The sequence below is a fragment of the Dyadobacter sandarakinus genome, assembly GCF_016894445.1.
Taxonomy (GTDB): Bacteria; Bacteroidota; Bacteroidia; order Cytophagales; family Spirosomataceae; genus Dyadobacter; species Dyadobacter sandarakinus.
Genome location: NZ_CP056775.1, coordinates 1,505,844 through 1,526,997, shown reverse-complemented (window position 1 = coordinate 1,526,997; position 21,154 = coordinate 1,505,844). Strand labels below are relative to the sequence as shown.

The 21,154-nt window shown below is 51.4% G+C and carries 15 protein-coding genes; 7 read left to right on the top strand and 8 right to left on the bottom strand.

The genetic code is table 11. The annotated features are described in order from the left end of the window. Nucleotides 1–13: 13 nt before the first annotated feature. Nucleotides 14–904, top strand: coding sequence for a glycosyltransferase (locus tag HWI92_RS06065; RefSeq protein WP_204661625.1), 891 nt, complete (start codon nucleotides 14–16; stop codon nucleotides 902–904). Here HWI92_RS06065 and HWI92_RS06060 read toward each other — a convergent pair whose 3' ends face one another. The 5 genes from HWI92_RS06060 to HWI92_RS06040 form a co-directional block, all read right to left on the bottom strand. Continuing rightward, nucleotides 905–1,675: a glycosyltransferase family 2 protein gene (locus HWI92_RS06060; RefSeq protein WP_204661623.1), complete on the bottom strand. Its 771-nt coding sequence runs from the start codon at nucleotides 1,673–1,675 to the stop codon at nucleotides 905–907. It abuts the gene before it with no gap. Next, on the bottom strand, nucleotides 1,676–2,632 hold the full coding sequence (locus tag HWI92_RS06055; RefSeq protein WP_204661621.1) for a glycosyltransferase family 2 protein: 957 nt from the start codon (nucleotides 2,630–2,632) through the stop codon (nucleotides 1,676–1,678). It lies immediately after the preceding gene. 20 nt (nucleotides 2,633–2,652) lie between these two features. Then, nucleotides 2,653–3,585 carry a glycosyltransferase family 2 protein gene (locus HWI92_RS06050; RefSeq protein WP_229248964.1) on the bottom strand — a complete coding sequence of 311 codons (933 nt, stop codon included), beginning with the start codon at nucleotides 3,583–3,585 and terminating at the stop codon, nucleotides 2,653–2,655. Next, entirely contained in the window at nucleotides 3,582–5,405 is a 1,824-nt protein-coding gene (locus HWI92_RS06045; protein ID WP_204661618.1) for an ABC transporter ATP-binding protein, read from the bottom strand. The genes HWI92_RS06050 and HWI92_RS06045 overlap by 4 nt, the downstream gene beginning before the upstream one ends. A 112-nt stretch (nucleotides 5,406–5,517) precedes the next feature. Continuing rightward, nucleotides 5,518–6,501, bottom strand: coding sequence for a glycosyltransferase family 2 protein (locus tag HWI92_RS06040; RefSeq protein ID WP_204661616.1), 984 nt, complete (start codon nucleotides 6,499–6,501; stop codon nucleotides 5,518–5,520). Between the two features lie 813 nt (nucleotides 6,502–7,314). Here HWI92_RS06040 and HWI92_RS06035 point away from each other — a divergent pair. Next, nucleotides 7,315–8,496, top strand: a complete 1,182-nt coding sequence (locus tag HWI92_RS06035; RefSeq protein ID WP_204661614.1) for a putative sensor domain DACNV-containing protein — start codon at nucleotides 7,315–7,317, stop codon at nucleotides 8,494–8,496. Between the two features lie 3 nt (nucleotides 8,497–8,499). Here the strand turns inward: HWI92_RS06035 and dinB are convergent, their stop codons facing one another. Beyond that, nucleotides 8,500–9,621: a DNA polymerase IV gene (gene dinB / locus HWI92_RS06030; protein ID WP_204661611.1), complete on the bottom strand. Its 1,122-nt coding sequence runs from the start codon at nucleotides 9,619–9,621 to the stop codon at nucleotides 8,500–8,502. 141 nt (nucleotides 9,622–9,762) lie between these two features. On the opposite strand from dinB, the gene HWI92_RS06025 reads away from it, so the two are divergent. After that, a complete protein-coding gene (locus HWI92_RS06025) occupies nucleotides 9,763–11,904 on the top strand; it encodes a M43 family zinc metalloprotease (RefSeq protein ID WP_229248961.1) in 2,142 nt (713 codons plus the stop codon). A gap of 29 nt (nucleotides 11,905–11,933) precedes the next feature. On the opposite strand, the gene HWI92_RS06020 is transcribed toward HWI92_RS06025, so the two are convergent. Beyond that, complete coding sequence (locus HWI92_RS06020) at nucleotides 11,934–12,329, bottom strand: hypothetical protein (RefSeq protein WP_204661609.1); 396 nt, start codon at nucleotides 12,327–12,329, stop codon at nucleotides 11,934–11,936. Between the two features lie 333 nt (nucleotides 12,330–12,662). Here HWI92_RS06020 and HWI92_RS06015 point away from each other — a divergent pair, with 333 nt between their 5' ends. The 4 genes from HWI92_RS06015 to HWI92_RS06000 all read left to right on the top strand — a co-directional run bounded on the left by HWI92_RS06015 (nucleotide 12,663) and on the right by HWI92_RS06000 (nucleotide 19,532). Further along, nucleotides 12,663–16,178, top strand: coding sequence for a SusC/RagA family TonB-linked outer membrane protein (locus tag HWI92_RS06015; RefSeq protein WP_204661607.1), 3,516 nt, complete (start codon nucleotides 12,663–12,665; stop codon nucleotides 16,176–16,178). Between the two features lie 10 nt (nucleotides 16,179–16,188). Beyond that, nucleotides 16,189–17,784 (top strand): RagB/SusD family nutrient uptake outer membrane protein, encoded by a 1,596-nt coding sequence (locus HWI92_RS06010; RefSeq protein ID WP_204661605.1) that lies wholly within the window; start codon nucleotides 16,189–16,191, stop codon nucleotides 17,782–17,784. Between the two features lie 76 nt (nucleotides 17,785–17,860). Further along, the gene (locus tag HWI92_RS06005; RefSeq protein ID WP_204661603.1) at nucleotides 17,861–18,613 is read left to right on the top strand and encodes a 5'-nucleotidase C-terminal domain-containing protein; all 753 of its coding nucleotides are present in this window, start codon (nucleotides 17,861–17,863) and stop codon (nucleotides 18,611–18,613) included. Beyond that, nucleotides 18,588–19,532: a bifunctional metallophosphatase/5'-nucleotidase gene (locus HWI92_RS06000; RefSeq protein ID WP_204661601.1), complete on the top strand. Its 945-nt coding sequence runs from the start codon at nucleotides 18,588–18,590 to the stop codon at nucleotides 19,530–19,532. Before HWI92_RS06005 ends, HWI92_RS06000 begins: the two co-directional genes overlap by 26 nt. A 3-nt stretch (nucleotides 19,533–19,535) precedes the next feature. On the opposite strand, the gene HWI92_RS05995 is transcribed toward HWI92_RS06000, so the two are convergent. After that, nucleotides 19,536–21,149 carry a Na+/H+ antiporter gene (locus HWI92_RS05995; RefSeq protein WP_204661599.1) on the bottom strand — a complete coding sequence of 538 codons (1,614 nt, stop codon included), beginning with the start codon at nucleotides 21,147–21,149 and terminating at the stop codon, nucleotides 19,536–19,538. Nucleotides 21,150–21,154: the final 5 nt, after the last annotated feature.

Here is a 21,154-nt window from a genome sequence, read left to right as displayed (position 1 = left end):
CGGTCTATTTTTCATGATTTCCATTGTTATCTGTTCCGTCCGGCCTGCCGATCTTTCACAGGCTAAGTCGAGCATTGAAGCCACCATCGGGGTACCACACGAGATTATTGCAATCGACAATGCTGCGGCTCGGAGGGGAATTTGTGCGGTTTACAATGAAGTTACACGTGCGGCCAGGTACGATATCATTTGCTACATGCATGAAGATATTGAAATGCTGACACCGGACTGGGGGCAGAAAATAGTGGAAATTTTTGATGAGAATGCCAGGCTTGGGATCGTCGGCATTGCGGGAGGCGGATACAAAAGTCTTTGCCCGTCAAGCTGGTACAATTACCATTTGCAGGAAAATGGCGGCTTTTACTGCAATCTTATTCAGGGATACCGGCATTCCGGCGCACCTGATAAGGCTGACCTCCGGAATCCCCGGAATGAGAAGTTGTCGCGCGTTGCCTGTGTGGATGGCTGCTGGTTTTGTGCACGGAAAGAAGCGGCGGTCAGGTATCCGTTTGATGAACATTTACTGAGGCGCTTCCATGGGTATGACTTGGATTTCGCTATCGCAGCGGGACAGGCGTATGAGGTAGCCGTCACATTTGAAATCCTGCTCAGGCATTTTTCCGAAGGGAATTTTGATCATACCTGGCTGGAAGAAATCGTGAAGGTGCACGAAAAATGGAGCCATATTCTCCCGGTGAATGCAGACAACCTGCCTGAAAAGAACCTCAAAAGCCTGGAAAGGCATGTTCTGACCTTGTTTTTACAGGACTGTATCAACAAGGAAAATTTTACAAAATTACAGCTGCTGCGCCTGGTATGGAGTACGCGGAGGTCACGGGTTGCTACACTTTCCTTTCCTTTCAAGCTGATGATTGCGCTGGTGAGAATGAGAAAGTCGGTCTGATCACCGGATTTTTTTGAGCTCCGTATAAAATTTACGCAGCCGGTTGAGATAGGAGAAGTAGCTTCGACCTTCCCATTTGTACTCGTAGTAAAACCGCTCGCGGCTCGTCAGTTCAAGCCGCTCTTTCACATTCTTCGTGTTCAGCGTGCGGCTTTCCAGGTGATCGACAATGGAGGAAGTCACCAAGGCGTGTTTGAGCCCGAACTTCTGAAGTGTATTGCTGTAATCATTATCAGCATACCAGAACTTAAAAGCAGGATCCAGGCGGCCGGTCGTTTTCAGTATGCTCCTTTTAAAAAGCAGGCACCAGCCGATGAGTTCCTTACGTACCTCATAGCCGTAATGTAAGCCGGAGTTCAGAGCAATGCCGTGCTCGGGATGATGCACACTGCACGCCGGGGATACGCTCACGAGTTCCGGATCCGATCGGAATGCTTTGAGGATTTCACTGGCCCAGCCGGGATGAAAAATAAGGTCGTTGTTGCAGATACACACATACGGCGCACTGGTTTTGCGGATCCCGATGTTCATGTAGCGGTGGTAGCCAAACTGCTGCCAAGGATATAAGGTAGTCGTACCCGGGTACCGGTAAGGTTTCAGCGACTTGTTCGATTCCAGCACGACAATGTTAAACTTCACTTCTGCGGGATTTTCGGAAGCCTGCAGGGACCGGACGGCATCTTCGGTGATCTTCTTTAAAGCATTGCTGCTGGCATAGCTGAGCATGATGATGTCGATCTCCACCGGGCTTTGTGCATTTTCGGGTACCATTTACCTTGATTTTTTGAAAAGCGCCTTCCGCTTGTAGTTGAGGGCTTTGAAGTAAAATGAAACAAACGTCTTGAAGCTTGTGAGTCCGTACATGGTCCTGAGCTGCTCCGGGCTCGCCAGGTTTGCATGGTACATCATGTACTTGTAAAGCTTATGGGTGCTCGCCTCGTTTTTGGCTAGCAGCCGCTCTTTCTCTTCCCCGCTCAAAAATGCAGATTGCTGCACATTCGCAACAATCCTTTTACGGTACTTCAGCTCGCCGGCCTGCATGATCTGGATGTTCCGGCTGGTATTGCGCTGGTGAATGCGGATCATCGTAAGGGCATCGGGATGGTTGAGGAAAGTGTAGCGGGCACCATTTACGGCACACAAAAACCAGAACTCCCAATCCTCGGTATAGTTGCTGTACTCGGGAAATCCATTTACTTTTTCAACAATCTCCCGCCGGAGCAAGGGACTACTTACAACAGCTATGTTGGAGTATATCAGCACATTAACAACCTCATACCCCCTCGCGTCAATCTTAGGCAGCCAGTTGTGGTGGTTCATTTCATAATCCGGATAATGAATGTCCGGCTTATTGGTCTCAAAGTAAATATGGTCCGTGTACGAAATGTCCGTATCCGGGTTTCTTTCCAGAAAATCGACCTGTAATGTCAGCTTGTCGCGACTCAGCAGGTCGTCGGCATCCAGAAACTGGATGTATTTCCCGTTAGCCTTTTGAAAACCCAGGTTGCGGGCTGCCGACACGCCCTTATTTTCCTGGGGGAAGAAGCGGATGCGCGCATCCGTATCCACAAATTGCCTGACGACCGCCGCCGTATTGTCGCGCGAGCCATCGTCCACAATGATCGCTTCCCAGTTTTGAAATGACTGATCCTGAATGTTGCGCAGGGTTTCGCCAATAACAAAACCGTAGTTGTAAGAGGGTATGATAATGCTGACGATCGGGTTCATACGTTATTTGTTGACGGGGTTCAGGCCAGTACCTTGGCTTTGCGTCCCCATATTTTCCTCAGCGTATAAAAAAACTTGCTTGTAGCGGGTTTTTTGAGCAGATATAAAAGCGTCCGGCGATTTTTCCAGATCTCAATGCCGTAACGGAGGTTCATAAATGAATTGTTTCTGATGCGGCAAAGCTGCCAGAGCCGCCCGATGAGTTCGCGGTGGGTTTCTCCTAGCCGCGAGCACAAGGCGAGCCACTCTTCCTCACGTTCAAGTTGTCTGATGCGTTCCTGCGCACTTCTTTTCTTTACATGCAATGCAAGCAGGTCAGTGTTATTATTCCGGTGCTGACGGTACTGGACAAGGTTTTCGGGTATGAAGTCAATCGAGCCTGTACCAGCCGCCACAAATGCCAGCCACTGGTCGTAATGAAAGTGGTGCGGAAAAGGTAGCGCACGCTGCAGCAGGCTGCGTTTCATCAGAATCGTATGTCCGGATACACAGTTCATGTACAGGAAAACTTCGGGCTCACTGCCCCGGTAAAAGTTGAATCTTTCAGAAATTGAAACATGCATCGGCTTACCGTGCTGGTCGATCAATGCCGAGTCGTGGTACACCAGCTGATGGTCACTCATTGCATTCAGCTGTGTCTGCAGCTTGTCGGGATGCCATACATCATCCTGGTCACAAATGGCAATGTAATCACCGTCACACAGCTGTACTGCTTTCTCAAAATTACGGTTGTAGCCCATATTATCCGCATTCCGGTGCAGACTGATGCGCTCGTCCGCTCCGGCGTAGCGTTGCAAAATATTCCAGGTTTCATCCGTGGAACAATCGTCCACTACCACCAGCTGCCATTTTTTGAATGACTGAGCTATAACCGACTGCAACTGTAATTCCAGGAATTCGGCTCCGTTGTAGGTGCACAATGCAATCGATACCAGCGCAGCGTTTTCCATCATATTTCGGTAAACTGCTGCATGTCCACCAACCTGCGGTAAAGGCCTTCCCTCGCCATCAGTTCCGCATGGTTGCCCTGCTCTACAATGCATCCGTCTTCCAGTACCACAATGCAATCGGCACTCTGGATGGTGCTGAGTCTGTGTGCGATAACCAGGGAAGTGCGGTTTCTCATCAGGTTGTTCAATGCTTCCTGAACCAGCTTTTCTGATTCCGTATCAAGGGCAGACGTAGCTTCGTCGAGCAACATGACAGGTGGATTTTTGAGTACGGCCCGCGCAATGCAGAGGCGCTGCTTTTGTCCGCCCGAGAGCTTCACGCCACGGTCGCCGATGTTTGTATTGTACCCGTGCTCCGTTTGCATGATAAATTCATGTGCATTGGCCACCCTGGCTGCCGCTTCCACAGCCTCGCGGGTAGCACCCGGAACGCCGAATGCAATGTTGGCGTGGATGGTTTCATTGAAAAGTACCGACTCCTGGTTCACAACACCAATCAGCGACCAGAGCGATTCGAGCCTGATCTGGCGGGTATCGAGTCCGTCCAGCGTAACACTTCCTTGATCTGCCTCGATAAACCTTGGTATGAGGTCCATCAGCGTTGACTTGCCACCGCCCGACGGACCTACCAGCGCAATCGTCTTTCCTTTCGGTATGGTCAGGTTGATTGATTTGAGCACCTGCCGGCCGGGGTAGGAGAACGACAGGTCGTGAAGCCTGATGGATTCTCTGAATTCCTGTACGTGAATGGCATCGGGCCCGTCCTGTATCGCGGGTTTTTCGTCAATCAGTTCAAGTACACGCTCACCCGCAGCGATGCCCGCGTGAATGGTGCTGAACGAGTCTGTAAGTGCTTTGGCCGGGCGCATCACCTGCGAAAACAGGGCAATATACCCGATGAACTTGGGCACGGTGAGCTCAGACTGATTGTCGAGGATCAGCGTGCCGCCGTAGAGTACAATGACCGCTACCATCAGCACACCCAGAAATTCGGATACGGGCCCGCCAAGCTGCTGCCGGCGCGCCATTTTCCTGCCCAGCTCGGAGTAGCGGATATTTTCCTGATGAAATTTGTCCTTGATATCCTGGGTGGCATTGAATGCCTTGATGATCTTGATGCCCGAAAGTGCTTCATCCAAGTAACTGATCATCAACCCGAACAACTGCTGCGCCTGGGTCGCCTGCTCCTTTAATCTCTTGACAATCTTTGAAATCAGAAATGCGGAGATCGGAATTACAAGTACTGCAAAAAAGGTAAGCTTCACCGAAATCGCAAAAAGCATGAACACGTAGGCAATCAGCTGAAGCGGCTCCTTGAATACGACCTGCAGCGTCCCTGTCACAGAAAATTGCACCACCTGAACGTCCGACGCAATCTTTGAAATAATATCACCTTTCCGCTGGTTGCTGAAATAGCCCGTGTGCAGGTTCATTACATTGTCAAAAACCGTTTTTCGCAGATTCAGCAGGGTATGAATGCGCAGGTTTTCCATAACCCGCTGCGAAAAGTATTTGAAAACATTGGAGAACATCACGGAAAGCACAATCACGCCGCACACGATCTGAAGGGCCGTATGCGGACCGTAGGTCTGGTTGGCCAGCTGTGCGTAGTAGGTCATGACATCCGTCACCTCCCACCAGCTTTCAGGCTTATGCACGGGTACGGCAGTTTCCCTCGTGCTGAACAACGTGCTCAGCAGGGGTACCAGAAGTGCAAGGTTTAATGTATTGAAAATAACCCCGAGAACAGTGAAAATGATGTAGGGTACAGCGAATCTCGCAATGGGTTGGGCAAAAGAAAGTAATCTGAAATATGTCTTCATCAGCAATAAGGGCGCGACTGGCACGCCTGAAAGTAAAATAGCCGGAAATCGTGAGATTTCCGGTTTTTAGAGGGTCAAAATTAACCCATATCGGCAGAAAACCCGCCCGTGACTATAATTTAATTACCTGCTTGTGTTGTAGCATGAAATGGATGTTCTCCATAATTTCCTTGATGCCAATGTTCGATTTGTAGGTTTTCATCTGCTTGGTGAACGCTGTCTTCTTCAGTTTCAGCTCGTTCATATTCTGCAGAAAATCGAAGTAAGCCTGCGCTTTATAAAACTGGAACGTCAGGATACTGGGAATGACATCGCTCAGAATTACCTGCAAATGATACAGATTCAGGTCAATGCCGTGCAGGTGCAGGTGGTGCATGTAGTACCGGTTGCGGAAATAAATTCTTTTGACAGAATAATTGTCCTTATGCCCCTTGGTACTGGCCGAAACCTCGTGCCGGCACACTGCATTGTGCTCGTAGTAGCATTTCCAGCCGAGTCGCCACGCGCGGATCGACATTTCCTGATCTTCCCCGTAATAAGGGTTAAACATTTCATTGAAACCGTTGATCGCTTTCAGTTTACGCGTATCCATCAGCGCGATGGCACCGGAAAGGTAAAAAGTCGGCGTAAGACTATCGGAATCCTGCAAATAGAAGAAGTTGCTCGGTTTAATCTTTCTCCCCAGGATTTTGGGTGAGCGGGCGGCATCCAGGATATTGTCGTCATCCATTCCGATAATGCGCCCCATAACACCAAAGGTGTCTTCCAGCTCAAAATATTTGTAAAGCTTCTCAAAATAACCTTCTTCAAGGGTCACATCGGTATTGAGAAGAAATATCAGATCGTTGTTTGCTTGCTGGATGCCCAGATTGCAGGTGTGTGAAAAGCCTGAATTTTGTTCCTTACGGATGATGGTAATCTCGTCACCGTAATGTTCTTCCAGGTAAGCGACGGAATCATCCTTGGACGCATCGTCGACGACAATGATCTGGACATTGGTGCCGAGCCGCTGAAGAATCCTGTAATTACTCTCGAAATACTTTTCGAACAGGTGTCTTCCGTTGTAGTTCGGAATTACTACCGAGATGCTTTTCATTAATCTTCCTGTTTAAGTGTAGAGTATATAGTGTACCCGATAGCATTCAGTTTTAAGTAAACTTTGTGGGCGAAGAAGGAAGCGGAATGCTTTTCAAACGCCTTGTACTCATATTTCATTGCCCTCTGCTTTGAATGTAAAATCCACTTGTAAATAATTGAACCATCCTTTTCGACCTGAAAACGGCCTCGCAGACCTATATACGCTTGTCAATGGCCGGTTACTTTCTTTTTTCGGCATAGGCAGCCCGGAGCTGAAATAGGGACGGCAGAATAAGGATTGCTGGCTTTGGTTGGTGGATTTGGAAGAAGCGCAAAGGTACTTTCAACTGTCTGGTTCAGCGGATCACCGGGTTTGTCTATGCCTTTCCGGCATTTGGTAAAAACATTATTTCTATTCTCCAATTATTCCCGCCTTTACCCGGACAAGTGCATCGGTGCGGCATCCTGTGTTCTCTTACTGAAGTATTCATTTGATTGGTGTTTTTGCAATGTTCATGGCCGCCGGATCGATTGCCTTCCGGCATTTTATATAGTGTACGACGTCAGCGTACCGGGATTGGTTGGAACGCAAGGTGCATTTTTTTGTAGAACAAAATAGATAAACACTTATTCTGCGGCTGAAAATTGTTCATTGTCACAGCAATGCGCTTCTGATGATGGGTAAAAAGTCTTGGATTGTTGAGAAAAAAAATACTCAGTGCCGGCTCCGCCCAACTTTTTGAAGTCTGCGTTTGTTCATACAGGTAATCGGCCCAAACCCGTTTGTCAGGCATTCACAAGCCTGGAACATCACCATTAAAATGTTCGTCAGATGATTTTTGATCTCCCTAGACCCGAGGTAAGTGAAGGAGCCTCGGTACCGGTCACGACCTATAAAGCAGCCCGCATTGTTTCGGCAGAAGTTGAGCGGCACTTTCAGAAGCATCATTTGTCGGTCCGCAGCTACTATGAACAGGAGCTGGCACCTATCCCGACGGCTGGTATGATCGAGACGATCATTGATACCACTTTCTGGGCCAGTCTGGGCAGGGAAGAGGGACGTTCTCCCAAAATTTCACTTGCCTTCCTGCCGCCGGAGGCTGCTGAACATCCCCTCATTTTCGGTCAGAACCTGCCGCTTACAAGTGCCAACCTGACGAAGCTCGCACCGGCAGTGGAACGTTCAGGCATCCATCTTGGCATCTGGAATTATGGTGGCGAGCTGAAAATATGGGGCACCACCCGCGTCATTCCGGGCCTGTGCTTTGTGCTGGAAGTCATTGAACCCGGTATGCTCGTGATCAAGCACCGGAGGGTTGATGGTTTTGGAAAATTCGTGAACGTGGCGGTTCTTAAAGGTGACCAGGTAAAAGTGGTCGACGAGTCGAGCGGGCGGGTGAGGGACTGTCCTTCGGTAATCAATTCCATGATCGGCTTTACGGCCTCTACCATCTGGAATGACTCACTCAATATTCTGGTGCAAGTGGCAGTATCCATGCGCAGCCACGAACGCGGCGGTATTTTGCTCGTCGTACCCAAAGGAAGTGAACGCTGGCGGCGCTCGATCGTGCATCCGATTACCTACCAGGTACAACCATTTTCCGAGCTATCCTCGGTGCACCGGCGCTTTCGCGATGAGCTGCATCCCGTGGTCTGGCAGGGACAGCTCACTGCCGCGATCGACCACCTGGCAGGGCTTACTGCTGTGGACGGTGCTACCATTATCAATGAGCAATATGAGCTGCTTGCCTTTGGCGCGAAGATCAGCCGGGCGGAAGGAGCGCCGGCGGTGGAGGAAATGCTCGTGACGGAGCCTGTGCTGGGCAATGTTCCGGCGGTAGTGCACCCCGTACAGAACGGTGGTACCCGGCATTTGTCAGCAGCCCAGTTTGTGTACGACCAGCGCGACACGATTGCACTGGTGGCGTCCCAGGACGGCCGATTTACCATATTTTCGTGGTCACCCTGCGAGGGCAAGGTACAGGCACACCGCGTGGATGCATTGCTTCTGTAAGTTTCAGGTTAAAGGGAAAAGTTCGAGCTGCTCGGGGTAACCCGGGCGGCGCACTACTTCCCGCTCTCCGAAGTTGGACAGCGAAATACCCAGCAGCCGCACGGCCTTGCCCTGCATCTCCAGTTTATTGAGGAGCTCAATGGCAGTACCCGTAATGGTGTTCAGGTCTCCCACCGGATGCAGGAAAGAATAGTTGCGCGTCAGCTGGGTGAAGTCTGCGAATTTTACTTTCAACGTCAGTGTTCGCCCTTTCAGCTGCTTCTTTTCCAGGCGGGTGCAAACGGTTTCCCCGATCCTTTCGAGTTCTGCATACATATCTTCCATTTCGGTGAGGTCTTTGGTAAATGTATCCTCAGGGCCCAGCGATTTGGTCTCGCGGTGGGGCTGCACCTGGCGGTCGTCGATACCGCGTACGATCTGGTAAAAAAAGCGGCCTGTTTTTCCAAAATGCCGCACCAGCTCATCCTCTGTAAGTTTTTTAAGATCCGCTCCGGTAAACAGCTGCATACGCTGCATCTTGGCAGCGGTCACCCTGCCTACGCCAAAAAATTTCTCTACCGGAAGATTGTTGATGAAGGTCTCTACTTTCGATGGGCCGATGAAGGTAATCCCGTCGGGTTTGTTAATGTCCGAAGCTATTTTGGCCACGAATTTGTTCACCGACACGCCCGCGGATGCTGTAAGGTGGAGCTCGTCCCGGATCGCCGCCTTGATCCGCCCTGCAATGTCCATCGCAGAGCCGATCTGTTGCTTATCGACAGTCACGTCCAAGAATGCTTCATCCAGCGAAAGGGGCTCAATAATGTCTGTATAGCGCCTGAAAATGTCCCGGATCTGGGACGAAACTGTTTTATAAACATCAAACCGGGGGCGCACAAAAATGAGCTGCGGACATAGCTGGATTGCCTTGGCCGAAGACATGGCCGACTTCACACCGTACTTTCTTGCCTCGTAGCTTGCCGTCGCTACCACGCCACGGCCGGTAGGAGAGCCGCCTACCGCAATGGGTTTGCCGCGGTACTGAGGAAAGTCCCGCTGCTCCACCGACGCGTAGAATGCGTCCATATCAATATGGATGATCTTGCGTAAGGGATTTCCGGAGTTGGTTGTGGCGGCGGGCTCCATGCAGCGTTCGTTTTATTAAAAACAAATTAAATAAAGAACTGTCGCATCATGCGGCATCAAATTTTCGTAGTAATAATTAATTATTCGCTCAGCCGGATCATCATGGGCATGGGCGGCACCCTGATTTATTATACCAGTCCAATGCAACAAATTATACGTTTTTATAAAACAATTACCTGCTTTATCACATTTCTTGTACTGTTTAGTGCTGCAAGCCAGGCGCAGGACCGGTGTGGTACGATGGAGCTCCTCAATACGCGATTTTTAAAGCAACCTGGTCTTAAACTGATGTTCGATCAGCGCGAAAGCCAGCTTAAAGAGCTCATCAGGCTGCGCATTGCTCAGGGTAAAAACTTTAAAACAAACGCAGACATTACCATACCCGTGGTTTTCCACGTCGTAATGAACAGGCAATCGTTCGTCACCGACGCGCAAATCCAGGCGCAGCTCGACACGATCAACAAGGATTATGCCGGACTGAATGCAGGTGCAGCAAGGATACCTTCGTATTTCAGGGCACTGTTCGGTCAGTCCCGCATTCGTTTTTGTCTTGCCCAGCGTACACCTGCTGATCAGCCCGCTACCGGCATTGTGCGCTATACCACCACCCGCAATACTTTTGATTATACTACCAACCTCGTCAAGCATGCCGAAACCGGCGGGGCAGATGCCTGGGATCCGGATCAATACCTCAACATCTGGATCTGCGACCTGGCGTCGAGCACATTGGGCTATGCAACTTTTCCTGATGACGGGGTGCCCGCTGAGCAGGGTGTGGTGATCGACTATGCTTCGCTGCCGGAAGGTGCAGCGGCAAGCTACAACCAGGGCAAAACGCTGACGCATGAGCTGGGTCACTATTTCAACCTGTACCACATCTGGGGAGACGATAACGGGTCCTGCTCGGGTACCGATCAGGTAGACGATACGCCAAACCAGGCAAACAGTTCGTCAGCCTGCCGGACCGGCGTGGTCACTGACAACTGCACGCCAACCTCACCGGGGATCATGTACCAGAATTTCATGGATTACACGCCCGATAACTGTCTGCTCATGTTTACCGTGCAGCAGGTACTCCGCATGGAAAGTGCATTTTCGCAGTACCGGTCGTCGCTGGGGCAGAGTGACCGCTGTACCCCCATCAACCTCAAATCAAAAGATGCATCCATCAGGAGTATCACCCAGCCTGACCAGCGCCTTTGCGAACCTGCCTTCACGCCGCGCATCACGCTTGTGAACCGCGGCTCAGAGACGCTCTCGTCGGTGCAGGTTCATGCAGTGATTGATGATGGGACGGTTTACAACTACAACTGGACCGGCTCCCTTGCCACTTATGCAGAGGCAACTTTGTCACTGTCCGAACTGTCCGTCGGTGAGGGCATCCACGTGCTGAGCGTTTACACCAGCAATCCAAACGGGGCAGCGGATGAGGATCCGACCAATGATGCTGAAAGTTTGTCTTTCCTGTATTACGAACCGTTTCAGCCACCCGTGACGGAAAGCTTCGAAAGCCTTTTTATGCCGAAGGGTTGGGACATTGTCAATGAAGACGGCGGATCGACCTGGGAGAAAACGGCCGCAGCAGCCAGGACGGGCAGCTCATCGGTAAGAATCTCGAATTTTAATAATGACACGGTTGGAGCACGCGATTACCTTCGCACGCCTACGGTCAACATTGCAGGCACTGACTCCGCATTCGTGTCTTTTCAGGTGGCAGCAGCTACTTATACCAATCCGTCAGCCCAGGGGAATGTCTGGGATACATTGTCTGTCCTGATCAGTACAGACTGCGGGCAGACCTACACGACTTTGTACAAAAAATGGGGCTCGGAGCTCGTGACCCGGAACGCGGCCACACGAACTGCATTTACGCCGGCCGCAAGTGAATGGAGGCAGGAGCGGATTAATATAAGTGAGTACATCGGCCAGGGCGAAGTGCTGATCGCGTTTTTGAACACCAATGGAAACGAGAATGACGTATACCTTGACGATATCAACATCCGCACAGTTACGGTCAACCCGAATTTGAAAGAAGCCGGCTTTCTGGTGACGCCAAACCCGACGGGCGGGCTGGTTTCGGTGCAGTTTTATCCGCATCCGGCTAACCTGAAAGCGGTGTCGGTGTACAATTCGGCAGGGAAGAAAGTGGCCGGAAAGTTAGTTGAGGGAGAGGTCGGGACCAATATTTACAATTTCAACCTCACGCCATTTGCAGCCGGCCTGTACATTATTCAGGCTGAATTTACAGACCGGGTGCTGACTAAAAAGATCGTGAAATATTAATCCGATATAACCATTGTGGTCGTCAGAGATCAAAGGATCCTTTTGACGACCACTTTGCTGTTGGTTTGCGCGACGGCGAAGTCTTTCGGATTTTCGTTTTCGGGAGAAATAAATATCTGCTTGCGTTTCTTACCGTCGGTAGTCACCCAGTTGGCCGAGTAGATGCCCGGAAGGGTCCCGGAATAAATCGGGTGGCCGTCAGAAGCCATAAAAACCTCCTCTTGCTCGAAGGCTTGTTCGAGATCACTTCCTTCAATTACATCGCAGATGATTTTCAGCCGGCCATATTGATCGTCTATCAGTCCCCTGATCCTGGCTTTTCCGTAAAACGGCTCTTCTTCAAAGTCCCACCGGACGTAGTAGTCAATAATATTTCCAATCTGTGAGTCCACATAGTCGACGGTAAGCAATTGTTCCTGGCTCATTGCGTGTAAGTTTTATAGTTATTTCCAACAGTCGGGGCTGCCTTGTAACTGCATAGGGGTATTTGACAAATGTAATGGTAACCTTGTTTTTTCCAAAAACGGCTATTGTGTTTCACCCTATTTAGCAAAATAACAAATTACATTCCCCCGCATTCCTCTCTTACAGCCACGAGCGTGCCACACATATAGGTGTGAGGGTTAGCTCCTCAAAATGTCCTGCCAATCCCTGCAAAAAGGTATTCCAGCCCGCCGAGGGAGGTCGGTATGATTTTTTTCCCCGCTGCATTATTCAAACAAACAGGACATCTTCCTGCTCACCAAGCCAACAAAACTATGCTGAAAGCTCAACGATCAGACGAGCCCGGCCCCATCCGGTCCCGGCTCGTTCTTCTGAGGGGTATTTTTATGCTGCTGCTTTTTACTTTTACCAACAACATCAACCTCCAAGCCCAGCAAAATGCCCCGGACAGCACACGAACAAAGGAAGCATCGCCACCCGGCGGGACCACCAGGCAGGACACCACTCGTAAATCGACCCCTGCCGACACCAGCCGCCCCGCACCAGCCCGCTCATCCCAGGCATTTGACCCGCTCGTCAAGCCTGCGCAGGCCGACACTACTTCCCGCCCGGCGCTGACAGACTCCACGTCACAATCCAGGCCCGACTCATCCTCCCAGGTTCCTTCCCGCAATCCCACACCGCAACCATCTGCTGCGGGTACTCCGAACCAGCCGCAGCCCGGTACAGCCACACTTTCCCCTGATTCAGCAGCAAGCCAAGTTGGCGGTAAGCAGATCAAAGGGAAAGTAACAGACGAAAAAGGCGGGGCTATGCCCGGCGTGAGTGTACTGGTAAAAGGTACCCAAACACAGGCGATCACGGAACCGGACGGCACCTTTACATTGAAAGTACCGGAACAGGGTGCAACGCTGGTGATCAGTTCAATGGGTTTTACTACCCGGGAAATGCCGGTACAGGGGCAAACCGCTTTCAACATACAGCTTGTGCCGTCGGCCAGGTCGCTGGACGAGGTAGTGGTAGTAGGCTATGGCGCCCAGAGCAAGCGCGACCTCGCCAGTGCAACATCCAGGGTGTCTTCAACGGAGTATAAGTCTGCTGTCATCAACACGGTGGATCAGGCGTTGCAGGGCCGTACCACGGGTGTGCAGATCGTGGAAACCTCCGGGGAGCCAGGAGCAGCTTCGGTAGTGCGGATCAGGGGAAATAACTCGCTGAGCGGAAACAATGAGCCGCTGTATGTGATCGATGGTTTTCCAATGCCGCCCTACCGCGAGGCCGGCGCCAACTTTACGGGTGCGTATAGCCAGAACGGGCTGTATGGGATCAATCCCAACGACATTGAAAGCATGGAGATCCTGAAAGATGCTTCCGCTACTGCCATCTATGGGTCGCGCGGTGCCAATGGCGTGGTGCTCATCACCACGAAGTCGGGTAAGCGGGGCGAGGGCAGGGTAGAGCTGGTCAATAAAACATCCTTCGGGGCGGTGTCCAACCCGATCAGAATGATGAATTCGCGTCAGTATGCGGAGATCATCAATGAGAGTTATGCGATGACCGACCGCACACCGCCTTTTGCTAACCTCGACAGTGCTATGACCAATACCGACTGGGTTGCCGCTGTGACGCAGCCAAGTTTCCGCCAGGATGTGACGCTGAGCCTGTCGGGCGGGGCCGAAAAGTCTTCGTATTATATCTCCGGCAACTATCTTCAGGAAAAAGGCACGATCATCAACTCCAATAACAACCGGGGAAGCCTGCGGGTGAACCTGAACAGTGCACTCAACAACTGGTACAGCGTTAAAGGCCAGCTTGCATTTACCCGCCAGAAAACCAACCGGGCTGTAACAGCTTCCCGCGCGTGGCCGAGTGCGGGTGGTCTGATGGACGGTTTGCGGGCTGCGCCTACACTCGGCATCGACTATCTTGGAAACAACAGTCTGGGTATCCCGAACTACCAGGGGTATTATTTTTCAAATCCCTATAATGAGCTCATGGCGAAGACGGACGTGACGCAAAGCGACTATTCCATTCTGAACTTTGAAAACTATTTCAAGCTCGCCGACGGGTTGCAGCTGGTCGTAAGCCTGGGAGGTAACCAGAACCTCACCCGCCGGAAAGTGTTTCTGCCACCCTCCACTGCAGAGGGAAACCCGGTTAAAGGAAGGGGCAGCAACAACACATCCAATACATACAGCTACAACGTCAATGCTTATTTTCAGTATGAAAAAACATTGAACACAAACCACTACCTGAACACAACCCTGGGGGTGGAGTACAATGACCAGGTCACGGAGTTTGTCAATACGGTGTACTCAGGCTTTGAAGTTCCTTTTTTCGGGGTGGATAATATCGGTGCTGCTCAGTCGCAATCAATCGGTTCGTTCAAGGAAAAACGCATTTTGCAATCTGCTTTTATCCGTGCCAATTACTCTTTCAAAGGCAAATATGTACTCAACTCATCTTTGCGGGTGGACGGGGCTTCACCTTTTGCCGAAAACCGCAAGTACGGCTGGTTCCCGTCGGTAGCACTGGCCTGGAACCTCGACCAGGAGGAATTCATGAAGAATGTCCGGTTTGTATCGAACACCAAGTTGCGGGTTTCATATGGAGAAACCGGAAGCCAGGCGATCGGACCTTACTCCTCGCTTTCACAATTTGCGAGCAGCTTTTACGAAATGGGGCCCGGCGGTGCAGGTGCGGTAATCAACACCGGTATTTTTCCAAATACCCTTTCGAATCCTAACCTGTCCTGGGAGCGTACGCGGCAGTTTAATGCAGGTGCAGATTTCAATACCGCAAACGACCGTCTTGTACTCAGCTTTGACTACTATAACAAAACAACCCAGGACCTGCTTCAGCCGCGGCGCGTACCCACACAGTCGGGGGTTTCCACCATTATCGACAATTACGGGACCATGCGAAACCAGGGTGTTGAGCTGAGCATCACGGGCAACATCATTAAAAAACAGAACATTACGCTGTCGAGCCGGCTGAATATTTCCAGGAACCTGAATACGCTGGTAAACCTGGGCGAGCGGACGCAGCCGGATTATGTCAGCATCAATGGAAACCTGCTCGGCGGTGTGTCCGGGATTCTTACACCAGGTGAGGAAGTCGGCCGTTTTTTCGGGTACCGCGTCCAGGGCTTGACTCAGCCGACCGATTTTGATCAGGACGGCAATCCTACCTTCGCAACTTTTGAGGGACCGCGTCCGCCAGGCTCCAAGGGTACGCCCATTTACGGATCGTGGATTTATGCAGATACCAACGCCGATGGCATCATCACGGCCGCCGACCGGGTGGTACTCGGCAAGTCTAACCCTGATTTTACATTCGGGTGGAGCAATGACCTGACCTGGCGGAACCTGTCTGTGAATGCATTATTTACAGGTTCGGTGGGTAATGATGTGCTGAACCTTACCAATTTTTACATCAACAATGGAGTCGTGGATTATGGGGGCGTAGGCTTCAACCAGTCTGAGGAGTGGTACCAGAAACGTTATACCGAATCCAATCCGCATAATGATCCCAAGTTTCCCGGCATCCAGCGCGGTATCGCTTCCGGTGACATCAACTCCACGATGGTGGAGGACGGTAGTTTTGTCCGGCTAAAAATGCTGAGCATTGCCTATACGTTCCCGAAGCTGGGCCCGGTACAGCATCCGCGGCTTTTCGTTACGGCTACCAACTTGTGGACTTTGACCCACTACACCGGCTTTGATCCCGAGGTAAGCTCTTACGCACAGTCACTCTTGCAGCAGGGCATCGACTATGGTGCGTACCCGTCGCAGCGGTCGTACACCATCGGGTTTTCGTGTAATTTTTAATTCAACAACCATGAAAATAAAAAACTATATCGCACTCGCTTCCATTACGGCTGTGTTGTCCGGCATGTGGGGATGCAAGAATAACCTCGAAGAATCGCCCTATTCGTCACTGAGCAAAGAGGTGGCATTCAGAGATGAGGAAAGTCTCAATCAGGCGACTATCGGTGTGTACCAGGCCTGGACGGCTGCGGACTTCGGTGATATCTCGAACCGTTTTATCCTGTCGGAGTCCGGGCACCGGTATGCTACTGCGGGAATTCTCGGGGCGGGATCGGATCCTTATTACAGCTTCGGGCACGTGGCTACCTCGCCTGCATTTGAGTCTGTGTGGGCGCGCTTTTACCGTATTATACTCCGTGCCAACACGGTGATTGACAATGCAGAACGGGCAGTGCCGGGGGAGGAGGAAGAAGCTACTCCCTACATTGCCGAAGCCAGATTTTTGCGGGCCTATGCATATTTTAACCTCGTGCGCCTCTTTGGCGGTGTGCCGCTCATTCTTAGGGAAGTAGGGTCTCTCGCGGATGATGACCTCATCTTTGCGCCGCGGGCGTCTGTGGAGGAGGTGTATGCGGCCATTGTGGACGACCTCACGTTTGCAGAAGCTAACCTGCCCGACTCCCGAGGCGGGGCAGAGCTGGGCCGCGCATCCGCAGGCTCAGCGAAGGCAGTACTGGGTAAAGTGTACCTTACCATGGCCGGCAAGCCCCTGAGCAGCACTGAAAATTACCAGAAAGCAGCCGGTAAGCTGAGTGAGCTTGTAGGTGCGGTGAACGAAGAAAAGTATGATATGGAACTCCTGCCGGATTTCGAGGAGGTATTTGCACTGACAAATGAGCGCAACCGGGAAATCGTACTTTCGTTCGGGTATTTTATTAATTCTGCCAATCCCAATGGAAACATCCTGCCATTCAACCTCTTTCCTTCCGGGCTGGTTAATGGGGACGAGCAAACCAACTACGGACTGACTTACGACTTTTACAAGCTCTTTGACAGTACTGATACCCGCCGGGATTTTACAATGGTACCCAGGTACATTTTCCAGGGCTCGGCCCGAGCGGGTGCCGAGCCGGGCGACAGCATTGTGTATGATCCAAAAGTTGGCAATTACATCATCCGGCGTACCGGAGCCTCCCTGGCACATGACGATTTCAGGTACGGGATCGCATATGGAAAGCTGGCCAGGGTACCCCGGCCGGCGGGAGCTGCGATCCAGGGATATAGTGCTGACCTGATTGAAATGCGCTTTTCGGATGTGCTGCTCTGCCTGGCCGAAGCATTGAACGAAACCGGCAAATCCAACGAAGCCTTGCCCTTGCTCAACCGCGTAAGAGCGCGGGCGAAAGCGATGCCCGTCAAGGCTGGTACGACAGCTCAGCTGCGTGCTGCCATCCGCAGGGAGCGCCGCCTGGAACTGACAGGGGAGTTCAACACGGTTTTCGATATCCGGCGGTGGGGGACTTTGCAGGAGGAAATTAGTGCCATGACGCAGGAGCAGATTGTAGATAACGTCCTGATTCCCTATTCACCTCGCCTCGAACTTTACCCCATACCGCAATCGCAGATAGACGCAAACCCGAACCTTCGCCAGAACGAAAACTGGTAGTACATACGGGGATTGTGCCAGGCTTTCCGGGATTTTAGGTCCGGAAAGCCTATTTTTATGTATTAAATAGGTTTTTATGTTTTTGGTAAAATATGGCAGACTGATTTCAATGCTTCTGCTGGCATGTACGGCTGGCTGCCACCGGCCACTTACAGTTTCAAAAAATGACTACATCCAGTACAGCATTGATCAGCAGCTTCCGCAGGACTCGGCCATTGTCAGGTACTACCTGCCATATAAGGAAAAGTTGCAGCAGGAAATGAACCGGGTGATCGGGCAGACCGAGCAGGAGCTGACCAAACCCGCTGATCCTGAGACTTTGATGGGTAACTTTTTTGCGGACGCCCTGCTGACCGAAGGCTTGAAGCGGGATACTTCCATACAGTTTGCATTTGCCAACCGCGGAGGGCTGCGGATTACATTCCCGAAAGGTGACATCACGGTTTCCCATGTATTTGGTTTGATGCCTTTTGAAAATCAGATGGTTGTATTGAAACTTCGTGGGTCTGACGTGTGGAAGCTCGCAAGTTTTATTGCGGCCCATGATGGCGAGCCGGTCTCGGGTTTGAGAATGAAAATCAGGAACAAACTGCCTGACGAAGTCACCATTGCAGGGATGCCACTGGACACAGCCCGCACGTACCAGATGCTCACGTACGATTACCTGGCGGATGGTGGAGGTGATCTCGACTTTCTCCGGTTTGCATTGGAGCGGCGCGACCTGAACCAGAAAGTACGGGAGGCCTTACTTGAAAATATTTCCGACATGACCCGCAGCGGGCAGAAAATAAATGTGAAACTCGATGGAAGAATTGTTGTCGAAAATTGACCGCCGGAAGTTTATCAAAACCAGCTCTGCGGCTGCTGCATTGTGGTCGCTCGGAGAGGTGCCGGCGCTTGCAAAAAGTCCGGTGGTGCAGCTTACGATACTGCATACCAATGATGTTCACAGCCGCATCGAACCTTTTCCGATGGATGGGTCGCGGAACCAGGGCATGGGCGGAACTGCCCGGCGCGCCGCGCTGATTGAGAAAATAAGACGGGAGCAGGACAATGTGCTGCTGCTGGATGCGGGTGATATCTTTCAGGGAACAGCCTACTTCAACCTGTATGGAGGCGAGCTGGAAATGAAGATCATGAGCAGCATGGGCTATGATGCCGGCACAATGGGAAACCACGATTTTGACAATGGGATTGCTGGATTTGTCAAGCAGCTTCCGCATGCAAACTTCCCGTTTCTTGTCAGCAACTACGATTTCAGCAATACCGAATTGAAAGGTCGGACGCAGGACTATAAAGTGTTCAGGAAGCAGGGATTGCGCATCGGCGTGTTTGGGCTGGGTATCCAGCTTGAAGGGTTGGTAAACCGGAAAAACTATGGCGATACCATTTACCTGGATCCGATCCGGAAAGCCAATGAGGTTGCCGCTTTCCTGAAAAATGAAGCCCATTGCGACCTGATCATCTGCCTGTCACATCTTGGGTACAAGTACAAGGAAAACAAGGTCTCGGATCAGGTACTCGCCGCAAGTACGCGCCACATCGACCTGATCATCGGCGGGCATACGCATACTTTCATGAAAGCCCCGGAACAAATTGCAAATCTCGACGGAAAGCCTGCCACAATCAACCAGGTAGGTTTTGCGGGCATCAACCTGGGTCGGCTGGACTATTTTTTTGATAAAAAGTCGGGTAAAAAAGAGCTGGTGTCCAGTGTTTACGCGGTGCATGAAACAGGGCTGGTGTAGCTCCTATTCCAGATGCAGGAATTGCTGGCGGATCTTTTCCTCTTCCAGGTCCAGCTGCGACAAATGCTGTCTGATCACTTCTTCTTCGTAGGTTTCTTTTTTGTTGAACTGTTTCAGTAAACTCCGTTTGTGTTCGAGGATTTCGCGGGTAACCAGCTGATACTGCGCTACATGCTCGGAGGTGTTGTAGGTTAGGTCGCTCTCCCGCACATGGTTCAGAAAGCCGATATCGTTTTCAATTTTTTGTTTCAAACTTTGTACAAGATCATTCTCACCGGCTTCTTTTTCAAACCTTGAATTGATCAGGTTCAGGGATTCCTGGGCCAGCTTCCTGCGGATGTTGACGGCCTGCTCCTGCGAGGTCAGCGAATAATCCATTTCACCCACATCCAGCCATTTTACCAGATAAGGAAGTGTAAGCCCCTGGAAAACCAGCGTGACCAGAATTACTACAAACGTGATGAAAATGATCAGGTTGCGCTGCGGGAATGGCTGACCAGTGTTCAGAAGGAACGGAATGGACAAGGCCGATGCCAGCGAAACCACACCGCGCATCCCGGTCCAGCCAAACATCAGCGGCGCCCGCCATCCCGGCCGGTCATCCGCCGTCCGGATAAATCTGCTGATAAAAACTGTGAAAAGCGCAGTACCCTGGGTACAGGCAAGACGGGTCAGAATAATCACACCCGAGATAATGAGTCCGTACCGGATGGCATCGTACAACGAAGTATCGCCCAGCTGCTGCACGATCACGGGCAGTTCGAGTCCGATCAGCATGAATACAATTCCATTCAGCACGAACCCGATGGTTGACCAGACATTAATGCCCTGGATCCGACTCAGGTGACTCAGGATATTGTGGCTGTGGTGCGAGAGGAAGAGGCCGCCCGTAACCACCGCAATGACGCCTGAAAATTGGAAATGTTCCGCCGCAATATACATGGCATAAGGCGCGACGAAGGTCAGGATGGTATCGATGGGAGGCGTCGTAGGCAGCCAGCGGTGGATGGCATAAAATATCAGCGCGACGGCAAGACCAATGACCACGCCCATCCCGATGACCAGAAAAAAGCTCACAACAGCCTGTGAAAGCACAAAGCTCCCGGAAACCACCGCCGTCGTAGCAAACCGGAACACAATTAAGCTGGACGCATCATTGAGCAGACTTTCACCTTCCACAATCGTAATCAGGCGCTTGGTAACCTTAATGTCTTTGAGAATGGAAGTGGCAGCTACTGCGTCAGGAGGCGAGATAATGCCCCCGAGAAGAAAGCCCAGCGCCAGCGTAAAACCCGGGATGAGCGACTGCGAAACATAGGCGATCACACCTGCGGTAAGAATAACAATCAGAAAGGCAAATGACGCAATCACCCGCCTCCATTTATAGAAATCCTTCCAGGAAGTCTGCCAGGCGGCCTCAAACAGCAGCGGCGGCAGGAAGATCAGGAAAATGAGCTCGGGATCAATCGAGACTTCCGGCAGGCCCGGTACGAAGCCTAAGGCCAGCCCGCCGAGCACCAGCACGATGGGGTAGGAGATGCGTACCCGCTGTGCCAGCATCACCAGAAAAAGAACCACAACAATCAATGAAAGGTAAAGGACAATGCTGTCGTGCATAGGAG

Excerpts from the sequence above, each read along its gene's own strand:
- HWI92_RS06065 (WP_204661625.1), top strand. The coding sequence starts at position 14 with ATGATTTCCATTGTTATCTGTTCCGTCCGGCCTGCCGATCTTTCACAG.
- HWI92_RS06060 (WP_204661623.1), bottom strand. The coding sequence starts at position 1,675 with ATGGTACCCGAAAATGCACAAAGCCCGGTGGAGATCGACATCATCATG.
- HWI92_RS06055 (WP_204661621.1), bottom strand. The coding sequence starts at position 2,632 with ATGAACCCGATCGTCAGCATTATCATACCCTCTTACAACTACGGTTTT.
- HWI92_RS06050 (WP_229248964.1), bottom strand. The coding sequence starts at position 3,585 with ATGATGGAAAACGCTGCGCTGGTATCGATTGCATTGTGCACCTACAAC.
- HWI92_RS06045 (WP_204661618.1), bottom strand. The coding sequence starts at position 5,405 with ATGAAGACATATTTCAGATTACTTTCTTTTGCCCAACCCATTGCGAGA.
- HWI92_RS06040 (WP_204661616.1), bottom strand. The coding sequence starts at position 6,501 with ATGAAAAGCATCTCGGTAGTAATTCCGAACTACAACGGAAGACACCTG.
- HWI92_RS06035 (WP_204661614.1), top strand. The coding sequence starts at position 7,315 with ATGATTTTTGATCTCCCTAGACCCGAGGTAAGTGAAGGAGCCTCGGTA.
- dinB (WP_204661611.1), bottom strand. The coding sequence starts at position 9,621 with ATGGAGCCCGCCGCCACAACCAACTCCGGAAATCCCTTACGCAAGATC.
- HWI92_RS06025 (WP_229248961.1), top strand. The coding sequence starts at position 9,763 with ATGCAACAAATTATACGTTTTTATAAAACAATTACCTGCTTTATCACA.
- HWI92_RS06020 (WP_204661609.1), bottom strand. The coding sequence starts at position 12,329 with ATGAGCCAGGAACAATTGCTTACCGTCGACTATGTGGACTCACAGATT.
- HWI92_RS06015 (WP_204661607.1), top strand. The coding sequence starts at position 12,663 with ATGCTGAAAGCTCAACGATCAGACGAGCCCGGCCCCATCCGGTCCCGG.
- HWI92_RS06010 (WP_204661605.1), top strand. The coding sequence starts at position 16,189 with ATGAAAATAAAAAACTATATCGCACTCGCTTCCATTACGGCTGTGTTG.
- HWI92_RS06005 (WP_204661603.1), top strand. The coding sequence starts at position 17,861 with ATGTTTTTGGTAAAATATGGCAGACTGATTTCAATGCTTCTGCTGGCA.
- HWI92_RS06000 (WP_204661601.1), top strand. The coding sequence starts at position 18,588 with ATGGAAGAATTGTTGTCGAAAATTGACCGCCGGAAGTTTATCAAAACC.
- HWI92_RS05995 (WP_204661599.1), bottom strand. The coding sequence starts at position 21,149 with ATGCACGACAGCATTGTCCTTTACCTTTCATTGATTGTTGTGGTTCTT.